Raw genomic sequence first — 17,204 nt, forward strand, 5'->3', positions numbered from 1 at the left:
CCGTAGCACCATTCGACGATGCCGGATCAGCAATGCGCCGGCTTGCCGAGGACGAAGTCGTGCATGGTGGCCCGCATCGTGAAGGTGCCGAAATCCATCAGTACGCGGTCCGACACGCCGTTGCTGAAGTAGCGCATCGCCGCCTCGTAGTCCGGCGAGATGGTCCCAGGCGCACGCGAGAAGAACGCCACGTGCACCTGCGCCGACCCGAGGGCGGCCAGCGGCGGACGGTCGGATTGTGACGGCGGCGGCTGCAACCCGGTGATCAGCACGTAGGTGTCCTGTGCGCCGTCCGGCCCGGTGCCGTCGAACAACACCGGCGCGAGGGACTTCTTGCCGGCTTCCGCCGCCTGCAGGATCGCCAGCGTGTGCGCCATCGGGAACAGCGTTCCAGGCGGCAGCGCCAGCTTCGCCGGATGCGGCAGCGTGTAGGCGATGCTGCCGGCACCGTCGGATGATCCGGGTGCAGGGATCGTCGCCTCGCCGCGCACCTGCTCGGTGGTGGCGCCGTTGGCGCGCTGGCGCATGTCGAACGTCAGGTGGTGACCGTCCTTGCTCTCCAGCGTCGCGTAGTCGGAAACGAGGTTGGTCGGGCCGCCATCGCGCGTGACCGTCTGCAGGCGCAACTGCTGCTGCGTCGCCCAGCCGGTGCAGGTGTCGGTCACCTGGTAGGTCATGTGGCCGGTCGCGGCCACCACGCCGCCGCCTTCCACACGGTCCAGGCTGAGCTCGTACGTCGCGCGGTGCGCCGCCAGCGAGGCCGCGAGGGCTGCGCCATCAACGCCCGTCAGGATCAGGCCGGCCAGGATGACCGGGACCAGCGCCTGCAGCCGCGCCGTCATCGCCCGGATATCTCCGGTGGAGCCTGGGGCACCGACCGCAGCGGGCCGCCCACGGTCTTGACCGGCGGCAGGTCGAGCTGCAGTGACAATTCCTTAAGCCGCTTCGCCTCGACCGGGGCGGGCGCGCCCATCATCGGGTCCTCGCCCTGCTGGTTGAGCGGGAACAGGATGACCTCGCGTATGTTCGGCTCGTCGGCCAGCAGCATGACGATGCGGTCGACGCCTGGCGCCGAACCGCCATGCGGAGGGGCGCCGTAGCGGAACGCGTTCAGCATGCCGCCGAAGCGCGCCTCGACCTCGCTCTCGGGATAGCCCGCGATCTGGAAGGCGCGGATCATCACCTCGGGCAGGTGGTTGCGGATCGCGCCCGAGGACAGCTCGATACCGTTGCAGACGATGTCGTACTGGTAGGCCTTGATGGTCAGCGGATCGTGGTTGTTCAGCGCCTCCAGCCCGCCCTGCGGCATCGAGAACGGGTTGTGGCTGAAATCGACCTGCCCGGTCTCCTCGTTGACCTCGTACATCGGGAAGTCGGTGATCCAGCAGAACCGGAACGCTTCCTTTTCCACCAGGTCGAGCTCGGTCGCGATCCGGGTGCGCACCAGGCCTGCGAACTTCACCGCCTCGGCGGCGGCGCCGGCTGCGAAGAACACCGCGTCGCCGGCGCCCAGTCCGCAGGCCTCGCGGATCGCCAGCGCGCGATCGGGCTCGAGATTGCGTGCGATCGGACCCTGCGCCGCGCCCTGCTCGTCGAAGGTGATGTAGCCGAGACCGCCGGCGCCTTCCGAGCGGGCCCACTCGTTCAGCTTGTCGAAGAACGAGCGTGGCCGGCCGCCTGCACCCGGAGCCGGAATGGCCCGCACGGTGCCTCCGCTGGCGGCGATGCGCGCGAACAGGCCGAAGCCGGAGCCGGCGAAGCGGGCGGTGACGTCGGTGATGACGAGCGGGTTGCGCAGGTCGGGCTTGTCGGAGCCGTACAGCTTCAGCGCCTGGTCGTACGGGATGCGCGGGAACGGCGCCGGGCTCACCGCGCGGCCCTGGCCGAACTCCTCGAAGATGCCGGCCATCACCGGCTCCAGGGTGGCGAACACGTCCTCCTGCGTCACGAAGCTCATCTCGAAGTCGAGCTGGTAGAACTCACCCGGCGAGCGGTCGGCACGGGCGGCCTCGTCGCGAAAGCAGGGCGCGATCTGGAAGTACCGGTCGAAGCCCGCGATCATGGCGAGCTGCTTGAACTGCTGCGGCGCCTGCGGCAGGGCGTAGAACCGGCCCGGATGCAGCCGTGCCGGCACCAGGAAGTCGCGCGCGCCTTCCGGGCTGGAGGCGGTCAGGATCGGCGTCTGGAACTCGGTGAAGCCCTGCGCGATCATCCGCGCCCGCAGGCTCGCGATGACGCCGGCGCGCAGCATCATGTTGCGGTGCAGCTTGTCGCGGCGGAGGTCGATGTAGCGGTAGCGCAGCCGCAGCTCCTCCGGATAGCTCTCGGTGCCGGCGACCTGCAGCGGCAGCACGTCGGAGGCCGACTGCACCTCGAGCGTCTTCGCGCGCAGCTCGATCTCGCCGGTCGCGAGCTTCGGATTGACGGTGGCGCCCTCGCGCCGCACCACCTCGCCGGTCACCGTGATCACGCTCTCGACGCGCAGCTTCTCCACGCTTGCGAGCAGGTCGGAACCAGCCGGGAACACGATCTGGGTGATGCCGTGATGATCGCGCAGGTCGATGAACAGCAGCCCGCCATGGTCGCGCTTGCTGTGCACCCAGCCGGACAGGCGGGCGGTCTGCCCGGCATCGGTGCCGCGCAGGGCGGCGCAGCTATGGGTGCGATACGGATGCATGGAAATGTCCTGGCAAGTAGAGATCGGCCATCCGGGACAGCCTCTGGCGCAAGAAGCCGCCGGGGCGGTGGCCTGTCAATGTGCAGGCGAGCGGTGCGGCCCGGCTGCTTCCGTGGCCGCGCATGCGGGTGTAACAGCCTCGCCATGCCACGTCCCGCACGATCCCCCTATCCCGAGCCGGTGCTCGTCACCGACACCGCCTCGCTCGCCGCCCTGGTCGAGCGCCTGCGCCAGGAGCGCTTCGTCACCATCGACACCGAGTTCGTGCGCGAGCGCACCTACTATCCGGAGCTGTGCGTGGTGCAACTGGCCGGCGCCACCGAGGTCGCGGTGATCGACACCGTGGTGGAGACGCTGGATCTGGAACCGCTGGCGGCGCTGCTCGACGACCCGGCGGTGGTCAAGGTGTTCCACGCCGCGCGGCAGGACCTGGAGATCTTCCTGTACAGGTTCGGCCGGCTGCCCACCGCGCTGTTCGACACCCAGGTGGCCGCCATGGTGGCGGGGTTCGGCGACCAGGTCGGCTATGACAGCCTGGTGGCGTCGCTCACCGGCGGCGAGATCGACAAGGCGCACCGGTTCAGCGACTGGTCGGCCCGCCCGCTGTCACCGGCGCAGGTCGCCTACGCCGCCGCCGACGTGACGTACCTGCGCGACGTGTACGAGAAGCTGAGCGCCCGCCTGGAGCGGGAAGGGCGGCTCGAATGGGTGGCGCAGGAGATGGCGGTGCTGGCCGACCCGCAGACCTTCCGACCGGATCCGGAGACGCTGTGGGAGCGGCTGCGGCCGCGCACCGGCAACCGGCGGATGCTGGGCATCCTGCGGGCGATCACCGCGTGGCGCGACCGCGAGGCGCAGCGGGTCAACATCCCGCGCTCGCGCCTGCTGAAGGACGAGAGCCTGCTGGAGATCGCCGCCACCGCGCCGCGCGACATCGAGGCGCTGAGCCGGATGCGCGGGGTCAGCCGCGGCTTCGCCGAGGGCCGCGCCGGCCTCGGGCTGCTCGCCGCCATCGAGGCGGCGCGCATCGAGCCGGAGGCGAGCCTGCCGACGATGCCGCGCAAGGACGGCCCGCGCCCGTCGCCCGCCCTGGTGTCGCTGCTCAAGGTGCTGCTCGCGGCCAAGGCGGAACAGCACGACGTGGCGCCGCGGCTGCTGGCCTCGTCCGAGGAGATCGACCGCCTGGCGGTCGAGGAGGTGCCGGACATCCCGGCGCTGCACGGCTGGCGCCGCACCGTATTCGGCGAGGATGCGCTGGCGCTCAAGAGCGGCGCGATCTCGCTCGGCGTCGACGGCAAGCGCATCAGGCTGCTGCGGGCGGACCAGTAGGGCCTCGAATCGGACGGCGGCAGCGGAGTCATGCCCGAGTCGGGGTTGCATCCCGACTGGTTTTCAGGTGGAGGATCGGCTCGTTCTGGTGGCCTGCAGGTTGCGCTAAACACGAGATAAGATATCGTTATATTTTAGTTATCCACACGACAGGTGGGGGTTTCGCGCGATTCCGTCCACAAGATTTTGTGGTCGCTTCGTTGAGATCGGGGCCTGTTTGTCATATCGTTGGCTCTCCCATCCAGAAGGAGCCGGGCGATGGAATGGAACGAGGAGACGATCTCCCGTTTGCGCAGTCTCTGGCAGGAAGGCCACTCGACGGCCGAGATCGGCCGGCGGATGTCCATCACCAAGAATGCCGTGGTCGGCAAGGCGCATCGCCTGACGCTGCCGCCCCGGCCATCGCCGATCCGCAAGGGTTTGACCGGTGCGCCCGGAACGTCACCGGCCGGCAAGACCGCGGACGGCATCCGTCATGCGATGGCCGCCCGCAATGCGCTCCGCACCGTGGCCGCGCGTCCCGATCCGGCGCGTCCGTCCGGCGAGACCGCCACCTCGCAACGGCCGGTCCCTGCGCCGGTGCAGGCGATCAACCAGGCTCCTCGCGGCCACCACACGCCCGACGCCCAGTTGCGTCCGGTCTCCCCGTCTCCAGCCGCCGACAGCCTGGGCCACTCCAATGTCACCCCGATGCGGCGCCGCGTCGTCGATACAGCCGGCTCCGGTCGCCCGTCTGGCGGGATCGAGGAGCAGGGGCACCAGGCGGGCCTCGGCCGCAGCGAGGTCGGACGCCGTCGTCTCGCCTGCTGCTGGCCGCTGGGCGAGCCCGGCACCAAGCAGTTCCGCTTCTGCGGCGGCGATCCGATCCCGGGCAAGCCGTACTGCACCGAGCATGCACAGCTTGCCTATGTGAAGCTGCGCGATCGCCGCGATACCGCCTGAGGGCAGTAGCCCCGACCGGGTGTTGCGAACCCGGCGGGGATTTCATCAATCAGCCGAGCGAGGCGGCGCTGCCTTCCTCGGGATGCACCGCCTGCGGCAGCACCGGCGCCGGCACCACCGGTTCCGATACGCCCGCCGGCGCCACCGTCGCGGCAGCCCCGCCCTGGCCGAAGCTGGTCTCGAACTGGCCGGTGACCTGGCCACCGGGCTCCACCGTCAACGAGCCGCACTTCGCACTGCCGATCACCCGGCCGGTCGGACGAATGGTCAGCGTGCCGCTGGCGGTCAGGGTGCCGTCCACGGTGCCGGCGACCTCGGCATCCTGCACCTTGGCGGATCCGCGGAACATGCCGCCCGGCGCCACATGCAGCTCGATCGCCTCGATCATGCTGGCTTCCACGGTGCCCTCGACGACCAGCCGCTCGGCATCCTGCACGGTGCCCTGCACGCTGATGCCGCGCCCGACCACCAGGGTGCGCTTCTCGGTCGCCTCGCGCGGCCGCTGACCGCCATTCGACTGCAGCGCTGAGGGGGGCGCCAGGCCCGGACCGGTACTGGGCCCGAGCCCGCCGGGGCGCGGGGCGGGCGGGGCGGTCGGCAACGGCGGGGTGGAGAACGGAGCACGACCCAAGGGGGCCTCCTGTCGGTTAGCGGGGGGAGAAGGCAGGTCGGTGACGCCGGTCGCGCCGGATGGCGAGGGCGGGGCGCCGGGACCGGGTGGATAGGCAGGCAGGCCGAGCCCGGCGCCGGGATCGCCGCGGCCGGTCCCGGTCGGCACCACGATGGTCGCCGGGCCGGCGACCGACGGGACCTCGTCTGGTTTGCGTCGCTTGAACACGGCCCCGCCCCGATAAATCGTTGCGACCGCCATACACGCGACGGTGGCGCTGTTGCAACGACAAGCTTAAATCGAGCGGCCGGAGCGGGAGATCGGGCAGGGTGGAACCCTTGCCGCTGTGCCGCGCCGGATGATACGCGCAGCACGCCCCCCATGACGGACCATCGCCCCATGCAATTCGCCGAAGCGGCTTTCGACATCGTCGGCATCGGCAATGCCATCGTGGACGTGCTGGCGCCGGTGCCGGCGGGCTTCCCGGAGCAGCAGGGCATGGTGCCGGCCAGCATGTCGCTGATCGATGCGCGACGGGCGGCCGAGATCGTCGGCCTGGTGCAGCCGATCGCGCGCACCGGCGGCGGCTCGGCGGCCAATACCTGCGTGGTGGCGGCGTCCCTTGGCGCCCGCGTGGCCTATCTCGGCAAGGTGGCGGAAGACGAGGCCGGCCGGGTGTTCCGGCAGGATATCGAGGCCGCCGGGATCGCATTCCCGTCCGCTCCCCTCAGCGACGAGATGCGCGGCGACCGCGATACCGCCCTGTGCGTGATCCTGGTGACGCCGGACGGCCAGCGCACCATGAACACCTATCTCGGCGCCTGCACCGCCTTCGCCGAGGCCGACGTGCTGGCCGAGGCGATCGAGGGGGCGCGCGTCACCTACCTCGAAGGCTACCTGTTCGATCCGCCGGAGGCGCAGCGCGCCTTCCGCCGTGCCGCCGAGATCGCACACGATGCCGGACGTCATGTGGCGCTGACCCTGTCGGACCCGTTCTGCGTCGGCCGGCATCGCACCGCCTTCCTCGAGCTGGTGGCGGGCGGCGTCGACATCCTGTTCGCCAACGAGCACGAGATCCTGTCGCTGTACGAGACCGAGGATTTCGAGGCCGCCGCCCGGCATGCCTCGCGCGACGTGGCGCTGGCTGTGCTGACCCGCTCCGAGCATGGCAGCGTTGTCGTGCAGGGTGACGAGCGGGTGCGTGTCGCCGCGGTCCCGACCCGGGTGGTGGATACGACCGGTGCCGGCGATGCCTATGCCGCCGGCTTCCTCACCGCCCTGACGCAGGGGCGTTCGCTGGCGGAGTGCGGCCGGGTCGGGTCGGTCGCGGCGGCGGAAATCATCTCGCACTACGGCGCGCGTCCGGAGGCCGACCTGCGTCGGCTCGCGGGCCTCTAGACACCCCCCTCGTCGCGGGTGAGTCGCACGGCGCTGGACGTCATCGAAAGTTAAAGCGTGCAAAGCGTGCGCTGCACCATTATCTAGCCGCGTACCACCCACTCATTGCAGCCGCTGCCTGGCCCCCGGATATCGTGTTCCGGAGGCTCGATGTGCCGGCTGCCCGCACGCTGAAGAAAGCCGGGTCAGACCGTCATGGAAATTCGCAACATCGCCATCATCGCCCACGTCGACCATGGGAAGACCACCCTGGTGGACCAGTTGCTGCGACAGTCCGGCACCTTCCGCGACAACCAGCACGTGGCCGAGCGGGCGATGGACAGCAACGACCTCGAGCGCGAGCGCGGCATCACCATCCTCGCCAAGTGCACCAGCGTCGAGTGGAAGGGCGTTCGGATCAACATCATCGATACGCCGGGCCATGCCGATTTCGGCGGCGAGGTCGAGCGCATCCTCAACATGGTGGACGGCGCCATCGTGCTGGTCGATGCCGCCGAGGGCGCGCTGCCGCAGACCAAGTTCGTGGTCGGCAAGGCGCTGGCGCGCGGCATCCGCCCGATCGTGGTGGTGAACAAGGTCGACCGCCAGGATGCCCGCCCGGACGAGGTCCACACCGAGGTGTTCGACCTGTTCGCGGCACTCGGCGCCGACGACCACCAGCTCGACTTCCCGATGCTGTATGCGTCCGGCCGGCAGGGCTGGGCCGACACCACCCTGGAGGGGCCGCGCAAGGATCTCTCGGCGCTCTACGACCTGGTGCTGAGCCACGTGCCGGCGCCGAACCTCGATACCGAGGCGCCGTTCGCGATGGTCGCCTCCATCATGGAATACGACAACTTCCTCGGCCGCGTGCTGACCGGCCGCGTCGAGCAGGGACGTGCGCGCCTGAACATGCCGGTGCGCGTGCTGCGCGCCGACGGCACCGTGGTCGAGACCGGGCGGCTCACCAAGCTGCTGACCTTCCGCGGCCTGGAGCGGGTGTCGGTGGAGGAGGTCGGCACCGGCGACATCATCGCGGTGGCGGGACTGTCCGAGGCGACCATCCCGGAGACCATCGCGTCGCCGGAAGTCACCGCGGCGCTGCCGGCGATCCCGGTCGATCCGCCGACGCTCACCATGACCTTCCGCCTGAACGACGGCCCGTACGGCGGCCGCGACGGCAAGAAGGTGACCTCGCGGCAGATCCGCGACCGGCTGATCCGCGAGACCGAGGGCAACGTCGCCATCCGCGTCACCGACAGCCCGGAGAGCGAGGCGTTCGAGGTTGCGGGCCGTGGCGAGTTGCAGCTCGGCGTGCTGATCGAGACCATGCGGCGCGAGGGCTTCGAGCTCACCATCGGCCGGCCGCGGGTGCTGACACGCACCAACGAGGAGACCGGCGAGCGCGAGGAGCCGTTCGAGGAGGCGCTGATCGACGTCGACGAGGCCTTCAGCGGCGTCGTCGTCGAGAAGATGAGCCTGCGCCGTGGCCAGATGCAGGACATGCGGCCGTCCGGCGGCGGCAAGGTGCGGCTGACCTTCCGCATCCCGTCGCGTGGCCTGATCGGCTATCACGGCGAGTTCCTGACCGACACCCGTGGCACCGGCATCATGAACCGCTCGTTCATCGGCTACGAGCCCTGGGCCGGTCCGATCGAGGGCCGCCGCAACGGCTCGCTGATTTCCTCCGAGGACGGCTCGGCGGTGCAGTACGCGCTCTGGTACCTGCAGGAGCGTGGCACCCTGTTCGTCAGCCCGGGCGAGAAGGTCTATGTCGGCATGATCCTGGGCGAGCACTCGCGCGGGTCGGATCTCGAGATCAACCCGATCAAGGAAAAGAAGCTCACCAACATCCGCGCCGCCGGCAAGGACGACGCGATGCTGTTGACGCCGCCGCGCCGGATGAGCCTGGAGCAGGCGATCGCCTATATCGAGGACGACGAGCTGGTCGAGGTGACCCCGGCTGCGGTTCGCCTGCGCAAGCGCTACCTCGACCCGCACCAGCGCAAGCGCGCCGAGCGCAAGTCGGACAGCGACGCGGCCTGATCGGGTCGTTCCGGCTTGCGGGTCTCGCACCTCGCGGGCCGGGACGGCTACGGTGCATTCGGGGAATGATCTGATCGCCGAATGCAACGATGATTGTGTTGTAAATCAGGCAAGTCCGCCGGAAACTTGCAAGCGTGGATGAACTTTCCCGCACGACGTTGATACGGCTTCGTGCTATGCAACGATCTGCAAGCGGCATCCTCCGATGCGGCCCCTGCATCCCTTCGCATCTCCCAGTATCGGAGACTTCCATGACGCTCACCACCCGGTTCCTTGCCACCGCCTCGGCGTTCGCGCTGATGGCGACGGCCGCTCCGGCTATCGCGCAGACGACGACGACCGCTCCGAACACGATGGCGGCTCCGGCCACCAGCACCCCGGCAGCACCGTCCGCCACACCGAGCGCTCCGGCCCCGGCCATGTCCGCCCCGGCCACCACCACCCCACCGGCCGAGACCGCACCCGCCACGATGCCGCCCGCCACCACGGCACCGTCCGCGGCCGCACCCTCGACCACGGCACCCGCCGAGAACAACCCGGCGGCAGGCACCACCGGCACCACCACGCATCACCGGCACCACCACCACAGGTCGGGGACGCATCACCACCACCACCATCACCACAAGAAGCTGAACAGCACGCCGTATCCGCAGCCCGCGGGCTGACGCCGATCAGGCTGAAGCCGATCCGCCTGGGAATGCCGGGCGGGCGGGGTCACCCCGTCCGCCCTGTCGTCTTTCGTCGCTGATCGATGGCGGGTGAACCGCCGGCCACGGGGCGCCGGCCGCTCGCGTTGATGGGCCTGCTCGGCTTCGCGTCGGGCCTGCCGCTGCTGCTGACCTTCTTCACGTTGCAGCAATGGATGAGCGAGAGCGGCGTCTCGCTCCGCGCCATCGGACTGACCGCCTCGATCGGTCTCCCTTACCTGCTGAAGTTCCTCTGGGCGCCGATTCTCGATCGCGCACCACCGGGAGCACTCGCCGGCCTCGGACGCCGTCGCGGCTGGCTGCTGCCGGTGCAGGCGGCGCTGACCGGGGCGATCCTGCTCATGGCGGTCTCCGACCCGAACCGCCACCCTCTGGCGCTTGTGCTGGCCGCCCTGCTGCTCGCGTTCTGCTCGGCGACGCAGGACGTCGCCATCGACGCCTGGCGCATCGAGAGCTTCGCGCCCAGGCTGCAGGCGGCGGCGCTCGGTTGCTACGTCTGGGGCTACCGGATCGCGATGCAGGTCTCCGGTGCCGGTGCGATCTGGCTGGCCGGCAGGATCGGCTGGCACGGCGCCTACGTCGCGATGGCCTTTTGCTCGCTGCTCGGGCTGCTGGCGACCTTGCTGATCCGGGAGCCGGCCCGCCTGGTCGGCCCGCACCCCGCCGGCGGCGGGTGGGACGAGCAGCTCAGGGCCCGCGTGGTGGCGCCGCTACGCGACCTGCTGGCACGGCCCGGCTCGGGCCTGGTCGTCGCCTTCGTGCTGCTGTTCAACCTCGGCACCCAGCTCGCCGACACCATGGCGGCCCCCTTCTACCACGCGCTCGGCTTCTCACGGGACGCGGTTGCGCTCGCCAACGGGCTGCCGGCCCTGGCTGCGGCGCTGTGCGGTGCCGCCGCCAGCGCCTTCTGCGTCGCGCGCTACGGCGGCTCGCGCACGCTGATCATCGCGGCGATGGTGCAGATGGCCTCGATGGGCCTGTATCTTGCGCTGTGGCAGGCCGGTCCGGTGACCGCGATGCTGCTCGCCAAGGTTACCGTCGAGGGCTTCGCCGAGGCGCTCGCCACCACCACCTTCCTGACCTACCTGTCGCGCCTCTGCTCGACCGAATACACCGCCACGCAATATGCGCTGCTGTCCTCGATGGCTCCGATCGCCTGGCGGACGCTGGGCGGCGGTACGGGGATCGCGGCACAGGCACTCGGCTGGCCGGTCTTCTTCTCGGGCGCCATCCTGTGCGCGCTGCCCGGCATCCTGATCATGCTCACCCTGATGCGGCGCTACCCTTCGGGCCTGCCGCCACGGCCGGCGCCGCTCGCATCCCGGCCCTGACCCCGGACCGGCCCCGGCTGGACCTCGGCCGCAACCGGCGTATCGTCGGGAACGACCGGGCCCAAGCCCGGCCGGATAAGAAAGGCTGGCTCAGGATGGAAATCCCTCTCGAGATCGCATTCCACGGTCTGCAGCATTCGGACAGCGTCGAGGCCGAGATACGCAAGCATGTCGACAAGCTGGAAACCCGCTACGGGAGGCTGACCGCCTGCCGGGTGTCGATCGAGGCGTTGCACCAGCAGCACCAGAAGGGCAACCAGTTCGAGGTGCACATCATCCTGTCGGTGCCAGGGCGCGACCTCGCGGTGTCGCGCGAGCCGCACCACACCAAGGAGCGCTACGCCAATCCGGACGTCTACACCGCGCTCCGCGACGCCTTCAAAGCGGCGGAGCGGCAGCTCGAGGGCTACAAGGGCCATGTCCGCGAGAACGTCGCATCTCCCGGCGCCTCCGCCTTGTCGGGCCAGGTGACGCTGAAGGAGCCGGGCCAGGATCACGGCTTCATCCTCAACAGCACCGGCTCGCAGATCTACTTCCACCGCGACAGCGTGACCGACGGCGACTTCGATACCCTGCGCGAAGGCGACCTGGTGCATTATGTCGAGGAGGCCGGCAGCGCCGGGCCGACCGCGACCAAGGTGCGCGTCGGCGGCCGCAAGGGATGAGGCGGGCGGCGGCCGTCGCTGCGTCCCTTGCGCTGCTGGCCGCCGCCCCGGCGGGTGCTGCGACCAACTCCAACGTCGCGGCCAAGCCGCCCTCGAGCCAGGCGCTCGGCGAGTACGTGACCGGAAAGCCGGTCGGTGGCCGTATCACCTTACGCCTGTTCGCTCCCGATGCCCGGCGGGTGACCCTGTTCCTCGGCAACGTCGATCCCACCGTGACGCCGCCCGCGACGCTGATGCGCAAGGCGTCGAATGGCGTCTGGAGCACGACCGTGGGACCACTCGCACCGGACATGTACGAGTATTATTTCAGCGTCGACGGCTATCGTTCGATCGATACCGGCGCCGCCCTGCAGAAGCCGCAGCGGCAGGCCAACACGTCGCTGGTGTTGGTGCCCGGCAGCCTGCTCGATGACCGCGACGTGCCGCATGGCGTGGTCGGTTCGGTGCGCTACCACTCGGACGCGTTGCACGCCGACCGGCAGATGTACGTCTACACGCCACCCGGATACACCCCGTCGGGTGACCGGCTGCCGGTGCTCTATCTCTACCACGGCTTCATGGATACTTCCGGCTCCTGGGTGTTCGAGGGAAGGCTGCCGGAGATCCTGGACAACCTGATCGCCTCGGGGAAGGCGCGGCCGATGATCGTGGTGGCCCCTGACACCGAGACGGAGGTTCCGGTGGCAGAGGATTTCCCCGGCCCGCGTCTGGTGCCGGAGTTCTTCGCGCGCAACGCCCTGTCGGCGGATGCCGAACTGACCCACGAGATCATCCCCTACGTGCAGTCGCACTACGCGGTGCGTGACGATGCCGACGGCCGCGCCATCGCCGGGCTGTCGCAGGGCGGCTACCAGACCCTGAGCTCCGGCCTGGGCCATCCCGGACTGTTCCACTGGATCGGCGCCTTCAGCCCGGGCCCGCTCCAGGCGCCGCCGAATGCGCTGATCGAGGCCGGGCTCGCGAACCCGGCGCGGGTCAACGCGACACTGAAGGATTTCGTGCTGACGGTGGGCGATCGCGACGGGCTGGTGCTGCCCGCGACCGAGCAGTTCGAGGCGCGGCTGACCGGGCTGCACATCCGCCATCGTTACGAGCAGGCGCCGGGCCACGCGCACGAGTTCGACCTCTGGCGCGCCGATCTTGCCGACCTGCTGCAACGACTGTTCAGGCCGTAGGGTAATGCCGGAGGTTCCGGTCGGCTTCATCCCAGGCGATGCGGCCGGCCGGCGCGGCAGTGACTGCGTCGAGCAGCATGTGCGGCAGGGTCAGGGCGGCCAGCCCCTGGATGGTCAGCGCCAGCAGGCGGTCGATGAAGCTGCCACTACCGGCATCATAGAGCGGCAACAGTGATGCGCCGATCAGCAGGGTGAGCGCGGTGAGCGGCAGCGACCGGAGCATGACGTTGGATGGATCGACCCGCGGGGCACGCACCGGGTCGCGTGCGATGCCGCGCATGTGCGCCGGTGCGTGAATGGTGACGAAATACAGCGCGAAGGCCACCAGCGGCGGCAGCAGCGCGAACGTCGCGGCGAGCCCCGCCGCCTGCAGGATCCGGCGCCGGCGACCGGCTGGATCGGACTGCGTGAGCCAGCCGGCTGCTGCGAGCAGCCAGACCAGGGCGCAGCTCCGCAGGATGCCGGACAGTTCCGGGATCGGCGCCCGCGCGACGGTCTGGAACACCGCCGCCGTCGCCGCCGGATGGAACAGGGACGGCAGGGCGATCGGCAGGCCGCCGAACGCCACGATGCGCAGGACGGACGCCTTGCCCGGCTGCCCGGCGCCGAAATGCCAGACCGAGCCGGCCAGGAAGACGGCGAGGCTCGACCTGGGGGCTACATCCCAGGCCACCAGCACGAGTGCCGCAAGACCGAGATAGGGGACCGCAAAGGCGGCGAACCATCCGATCCCGAAGCGGGCGCGCATCCAGGGGCGCGCGATCTCGCCGTCCAGCGCCCCGTGCGGCACGCCGAGCAGGATGATCGCGGCGAGGGCGCAACCCTCGGCACAGGCCGGCTGCAGCCAGCTGACCAGCGCCAGCACCGGCCACGCAAGCCAGAGCATGCCTGCGCGGCTCAGGCGGCGCGCAGCGTCGGCTTGCCCTGGGTCTCGCGGAGGTCGCGTTCGGTGATCCTGGTGTCGGAGGCGACCATCAGGAAGCCGAATGCCACCTTGGAGAGCACGTCGAGGATGGAGATGGCGATCACGCTCATGGGATCGCTGATGACGTTCAGGCCGTCCGGCGCCACCAGCAGCACGACCGGGTAGAGCAGCCAGAGCACCGAGAGCATCGTGCTGCCCTGGCGGTAGCTCGCGCGCACGTCGTCGCGCTCGCTGCGGTTGTATTGCAGGTTCGACACCCACAGCACGTAGTAGACGCCGAGGAAGGCGATGCAGGAGATCAGGAACCAGGTCCACTTGATCCACGGGACCTCGGAGGCTCCGAAGAACAGGGCGGTCAGGATCATCATCAGGTCGGCCAGCACGATGCCGGCGAAGGCACCCGCGCGCTTGTGCTGGCCATGCATCGCGGTCAGGCAGACGGTGACCAGGAGCAGCGGCGTGGTCAGGGTCCAGTCGATGTAGCGCGCGAAGTAGAAGATGCGGGTGGCGCCGGGGCCGGCGGAAGCGACGGCGGGCAGGACGACCGAGCCCTGGCCGATCGCCATCGCGAAGTAGGAGCAGGCGGCGATCAGCGGCACGATGCCGTGCAGCACGGTCTGCAGTTCCTCCGACGCCGTGCGGCGCTTGCCGGTGGCGAGGATACCGAGGCCGCCTGCCAGCATGATGATGGCCGTAGCCCAGTTGAGGGTGTGGGAATTCAAGGCGGTCCGCTCCGTTGAGACGCGGGCTGCAAGACGGACCGTTACGGAAGGTTGCTCGTCGGACCGGATGGCGAGACGAAGTGATCGGGGGGCGACGGTGTAGCGGGCCGGTTCAGCCGTAGCGGGCGATCGACAGGTCGGCGTGCTCGATGTTCGGGCGACGGTCGCTGATCAGGTCGGCGATCAGCCGTCCGGAGCCGCAGGCCATGGTCCAGCCCAGCGTGCCGTGGCCGGTGTTCAGCCACAGGTTCTTCCAGCGCCCGGCGTGGCCGACGATCGGCGTGCCGTCCGGGGTGTTCGGCCGCAGCCCGGTCCAGAAGGTGGCGCGCGACAGTTCGCCGCCGCCGAACAGCGAGTTGAAGCTCAGCTCAAGCGTTTCGCGCCGCTCCGGGCGCAACCTGGTGTCGTAGCCGGTCAGCTCCGCGGTGCCGCCGACGCGTATGCGGTCGCCGAGCCGGGTCATCGCGACCTTGTAGGTCTCGTCGTTGACGGTCGAGACCGGCGCGCGATCGGGATCGGTCAGCGGGATGGTGAGCGAGTAGCCCTTCACCGGGTAGACCGGGATCCGGATGCCGAGCGGCTTCAGCAGGGCCGGGGTGTGGCTGCCGGTGGCGACCAGGTAGGCATCGCCGGTGATCGGCCCGGCGCTGGTCTCGACCGCGGCGATCCGGTCGCCCTGGGTGCGGAAGCCGGTGATGCCGGTGTCGTAGCGGAACCGCACGCCCTGCCCGGCAGCGAGCGCCGCCAGTCGCTGGGTGAACAGGTGCGCATCGCCGCTTTCATCGCCCGGCAGCCGCAGGCCGCCCTTCAGCAGGTGCCGGGTGCGGCCCAGGGCAGGCTCGGCGCCCACGATGCCGTCGACGTCGAGCAGCTCATGGTCGACGCCGCTCTCTGCCAGGATGCGCATGTCGTCGGCGGCGTGGTCAAGCTGCGCCTGGGTGCGGAACAACTGGATCAGTCCGCGCTGGCGGTCGTCGTAGGTGATGCCGGTCTCGTGGCGCAGGTCGCCGAGGCAGTCGCGGCTGTATTCGGCGATGCGCAGCATGCGGCTCTTGTTGCGGTCGTAGGCCTCGGCCGTGCAGTTGCGCCAGAGCTGGATCATCCAGCGTATCATCGCCGGATCGAGCCGCGGCCGGATCACCAGCGGGCTGTGCTTGCCGAGCATCCAGCCGATCGCCTTGCGCGGCAGGCCAGGGGCGGCCCAGGGCGTCGAATAGCCCGGCGAGACCTGCCCGGCATTGGCGAAGCTGGTCTCCATCCCGGCTGCCGGCTGGCGATCGATCAGCTCCACCTCATGGCCGAGCTTCGCCAGATACCAGGCCGAGGTCACGCCGATGACGCCGCCGCCAAGCACGATGATCTTCAAATTCGCATTCCCTGAGCCGGGCCCGGTCGATCCGGCTCGGCTTGTCGGTTGATGGAGCGGCCTATGCAACGCCCGGCGCTGCGGAGCGATCCCGTGAGCCGCTCTCGGGTGGCGTCAACCGCCACTCGACCTTCCATTCGCCGCGGCGGATGCGCTCGCCATGGCTCCGGGGGAGCGAGATGGCGACCCGGCGGTCACGCAGGGCGCCGACGTAGTCACAGCTCACGCCCTTGCCCGCCGCATCCACCAGCGACCAATGCACCGCACAGCCATCGGGGTGATCGAGCTTGATTTCCATGACGGTGCTGCCGTGGTTGGCGCCGACATGGTCGTACTGGTCAGGCACCTGCCGCGTACCCGGCGCCACCAGGCTGCCATAGGCAAAAATCGGGTCGTGCGTCAGCGAAGCGTCCCGGGCCAGCGGCCAGATGCAGCTCCTCAGGAAGTACTGGTCGGTCCAGCGGCTGACCTGGGTGCCCGTGGACAGCCAGTGCCGCATGATGTCCTCGATGCCCGCAAGAACACCGCCGCGCACGCCGAACAGTCCGGCGAGCATCAGCTCGCAGTGGCTGAAATAGTCGCGGATGATGTGGAACGGCAAACCGCTTTCCATCCACGCGCTCACCCAACCCGCATCCCGCTCGTTCAGCAGGCTGTCGGCATCGCGGCATATCACCGCGCCGGCGTCCGGGTCGTCGAGGGCCAGGAAGCGCCACATCGTTCCGGGCAGCGAATGCCGTGCGCCCTCCACCATAACCACCTGGGCGCCGGCTTCCCGCAGGCGATCCAGCACCATCGGCGGCACCGTCGCATCGGCATGGAACCGGCCGACCCATCCCGGTAGCAGACCAGGTATGACGGCAGCATTCAGGATCGCCGTCTCGCAATAGCGCGGGTCGGACCCGAACAGGCTGAAGCTGATCAGGCCGCCGGCAGCCGGGCCGCGCCGCATCGATGGCAGCGCCCGAAGGATGAAGGGAATGCCCGCATCCTTGAGCACCAGGGCGTGCCGGCCGGCCTGGCGCGCCCGTCCCACGTCGTCCAGATAGCCATAGGTCTCGGCCAGCCCATCGAAAGCGTCCGCAGCGTCAGGCATCCGCCGTGCCGCTTCGAGAAAGTAGTGCTCGGCCGACCGGAATCCCTGCAGGCGCAGATAGGCTACGCCAAGCTTCTGATAGGCCGGGCCGCAGTCGGGTTCGATGATGATCAGCGCGAGGAGCGCGTGCACCGCCTCGCCCAGTTCCCCTGCCGCCATCAACGTATCGATGCGCGCCTTGTCGATCGCGGACGACCGTGGGCCTGGCTCATCCATGCCGCCAGGCTAGCACGTAA

General features: G+C 69.6%; 15 protein-coding genes. 8 read left to right on the forward strand and 7 right to left on the reverse strand.

The window, feature by feature from the left end; genetic code table 11:
- Nucleotides 1–26 precede the first annotated feature (26 nt).
- Nucleotides 27–842, reverse strand: a complete 816-nt coding sequence (locus FE263_RS06365) for a cell envelope integrity EipB family protein (protein ID WP_138325131.1) — start codon at nucleotides 840–842, stop codon at nucleotides 27–29.
- A complete protein-coding gene (gene aspS / locus FE263_RS06370; protein ID WP_138325132.1) occupies nucleotides 839–2,677 on the reverse strand; it encodes an aspartate--tRNA ligase in 1,839 nt (612 codons plus the stop codon). Before aspS ends, FE263_RS06365 begins: the two co-directional genes overlap by 4 nt.
- A gap of 144 nt (nucleotides 2,678–2,821) precedes the next feature.
- Here aspS and rnd point away from each other — a divergent pair, with 144 nt between their 5' ends.
- Nucleotides 2,822–4,006 carry a ribonuclease D gene (gene rnd / locus FE263_RS06375; RefSeq protein WP_138325133.1) on the forward strand — a complete coding sequence of 395 codons (1,185 nt, stop codon included), beginning with the start codon at nucleotides 2,822–2,824 and terminating at the stop codon, nucleotides 4,004–4,006.
- Between the two features lie 258 nt (nucleotides 4,007–4,264).
- Nucleotides 4,265–4,948, forward strand: coding sequence for a GcrA family cell cycle regulator (locus FE263_RS06380; RefSeq protein WP_138325134.1), 684 nt, complete (start codon nucleotides 4,265–4,267; stop codon nucleotides 4,946–4,948).
- Nucleotides 4,949–4,997: 49 nt separating this feature from the next.
- On the opposite strand, the gene FE263_RS06385 is transcribed toward FE263_RS06380, so the two are convergent.
- On the reverse strand, nucleotides 4,998–5,786 hold the full coding sequence (locus FE263_RS06385; protein ID WP_240759115.1) for a bactofilin family protein: 789 nt from the start codon (nucleotides 5,784–5,786) through the stop codon (nucleotides 4,998–5,000).
- A gap of 171 nt (nucleotides 5,787–5,957) precedes the next feature.
- Between FE263_RS06385 and FE263_RS06390 the strand changes: the two genes are divergently transcribed.
- The 6 genes from FE263_RS06390 (at nucleotide 5,958) to FE263_RS06415 (ending at nucleotide 12,859) form a co-directional block, all read left to right on the forward strand.
- On the forward strand, nucleotides 5,958–6,956 hold the full coding sequence (locus tag FE263_RS06390; RefSeq protein WP_138325135.1) for an adenosine kinase: 999 nt from the start codon (nucleotides 5,958–5,960) through the stop codon (nucleotides 6,954–6,956).
- A 195-nt stretch (nucleotides 6,957–7,151) separates the two neighbouring features.
- Entirely contained in the window at nucleotides 7,152–8,981 is a 1,830-nt protein-coding gene (typA, locus tag FE263_RS06395) for a translational GTPase TypA (RefSeq protein WP_138325136.1), read from the forward strand.
- Nucleotides 8,982–9,232: 251 nt separating this feature from the next.
- Nucleotides 9,233–9,646 carry a hypothetical protein gene (locus FE263_RS06400; RefSeq protein WP_138325137.1) on the forward strand — a complete coding sequence of 138 codons (414 nt, stop codon included), beginning with the start codon at nucleotides 9,233–9,235 and terminating at the stop codon, nucleotides 9,644–9,646.
- Between the two features lie 86 nt (nucleotides 9,647–9,732).
- A complete protein-coding gene (locus tag FE263_RS06405; protein WP_138325138.1) occupies nucleotides 9,733–11,019 on the forward strand; it encodes an AmpG family muropeptide MFS transporter in 1,287 nt (428 codons plus the stop codon).
- A gap of 95 nt (nucleotides 11,020–11,114) precedes the next feature.
- Nucleotides 11,115–11,684, forward strand: a complete 570-nt coding sequence (locus tag FE263_RS06410; RefSeq protein ID WP_138325139.1) for an HPF/RaiA family ribosome-associated protein — start codon at nucleotides 11,115–11,117, stop codon at nucleotides 11,682–11,684.
- A complete protein-coding gene (locus FE263_RS06415) occupies nucleotides 11,681–12,859 on the forward strand; it encodes an alpha/beta hydrolase (protein WP_138325140.1) in 1,179 nt (392 codons plus the stop codon). Before FE263_RS06410 ends, FE263_RS06415 begins: the two co-directional genes overlap by 4 nt.
- Here the strand turns inward: FE263_RS06415 and FE263_RS06420 are convergent.
- From FE263_RS06420 to FE263_RS06435, 4 genes are all read right to left on the reverse strand, one after another.
- Entirely contained in the window at nucleotides 12,849–13,745 is an 897-nt protein-coding gene (locus tag FE263_RS06420; protein WP_138325141.1) for a Brp/Blh family beta-carotene 15,15'-dioxygenase, read from the reverse strand. The two genes, FE263_RS06415 and FE263_RS06420, sit on opposite strands and share 11 nt — an antisense overlap.
- 11 nt (nucleotides 13,746–13,756) lie before the next feature.
- On the reverse strand, nucleotides 13,757–14,506 hold the full coding sequence (locus FE263_RS06425) for a bacteriorhodopsin (protein WP_205880294.1): 750 nt from the start codon (nucleotides 14,504–14,506) through the stop codon (nucleotides 13,757–13,759).
- A gap of 112 nt (nucleotides 14,507–14,618) precedes the next feature.
- Nucleotides 14,619–15,872 carry a D-amino acid dehydrogenase gene (locus tag FE263_RS06430; RefSeq protein ID WP_138325142.1) on the reverse strand — a complete coding sequence of 418 codons (1,254 nt, stop codon included), beginning with the start codon at nucleotides 15,870–15,872 and terminating at the stop codon, nucleotides 14,619–14,621.
- 61 nt (nucleotides 15,873–15,933) lie between these two features.
- Nucleotides 15,934–17,184, reverse strand: coding sequence for a tetratricopeptide repeat protein (locus tag FE263_RS06435; protein ID WP_138325143.1), 1,251 nt, complete (start codon nucleotides 17,182–17,184; stop codon nucleotides 15,934–15,936).
- Nucleotides 17,185–17,204: the final 20 nt, after the last annotated feature.

Origin of the sequence: Lichenicoccus roseus, from assembly GCF_005844085.1 — a bacterium.
In the GTDB taxonomy this organism is placed as follows: Bacteria; Pseudomonadota; Alphaproteobacteria; order Acetobacterales; family Acetobacteraceae; genus Lichenicoccus; species Lichenicoccus roseus.

Coding starts and splice junctions, on each gene's coding strand:
- FE263_RS06415 (WP_138325140.1), top strand. CDS start 11,681: ATGAGGCGGGCGGCGGCCGTCGCTGCGTCCCTTGCGCTGCTGGCCGCC.
- aspS (WP_138325132.1), bottom strand. CDS start 2,677: ATGCATCCGTATCGCACCCATAGCTGCGCCGCCCTGCGCGGCACCGAT.
- FE263_RS06400 (WP_138325137.1), top strand. CDS start 9,233: ATGACGCTCACCACCCGGTTCCTTGCCACCGCCTCGGCGTTCGCGCTG.
- FE263_RS06420 (WP_138325141.1), bottom strand. CDS start 13,745: ATGCTCTGGCTTGCGTGGCCGGTGCTGGCGCTGGTCAGCTGGCTGCAG.
- FE263_RS06410 (WP_138325139.1), top strand. CDS start 11,115: ATGGAAATCCCTCTCGAGATCGCATTCCACGGTCTGCAGCATTCGGAC.
- FE263_RS06390 (WP_138325135.1), top strand. CDS start 5,958: ATGCAATTCGCCGAAGCGGCTTTCGACATCGTCGGCATCGGCAATGCC.
- rnd (WP_138325133.1), top strand. CDS start 2,822: ATGCCACGTCCCGCACGATCCCCCTATCCCGAGCCGGTGCTCGTCACC.
- FE263_RS06405 (WP_138325138.1), top strand. CDS start 9,733: ATGGCGGGTGAACCGCCGGCCACGGGGCGCCGGCCGCTCGCGTTGATG.
- FE263_RS06365 (WP_138325131.1), bottom strand. CDS start 842: ATGACGGCGCGGCTGCAGGCGCTGGTCCCGGTCATCCTGGCCGGCCTG.
- FE263_RS06435 (WP_138325143.1), bottom strand. CDS start 17,184: ATGGATGAGCCAGGCCCACGGTCGTCCGCGATCGACAAGGCGCGCATC.
- typA (WP_138325136.1), top strand. CDS start 7,152: ATGGAAATTCGCAACATCGCCATCATCGCCCACGTCGACCATGGGAAG.
- FE263_RS06380 (WP_138325134.1), top strand. CDS start 4,265: ATGGAATGGAACGAGGAGACGATCTCCCGTTTGCGCAGTCTCTGGCAG.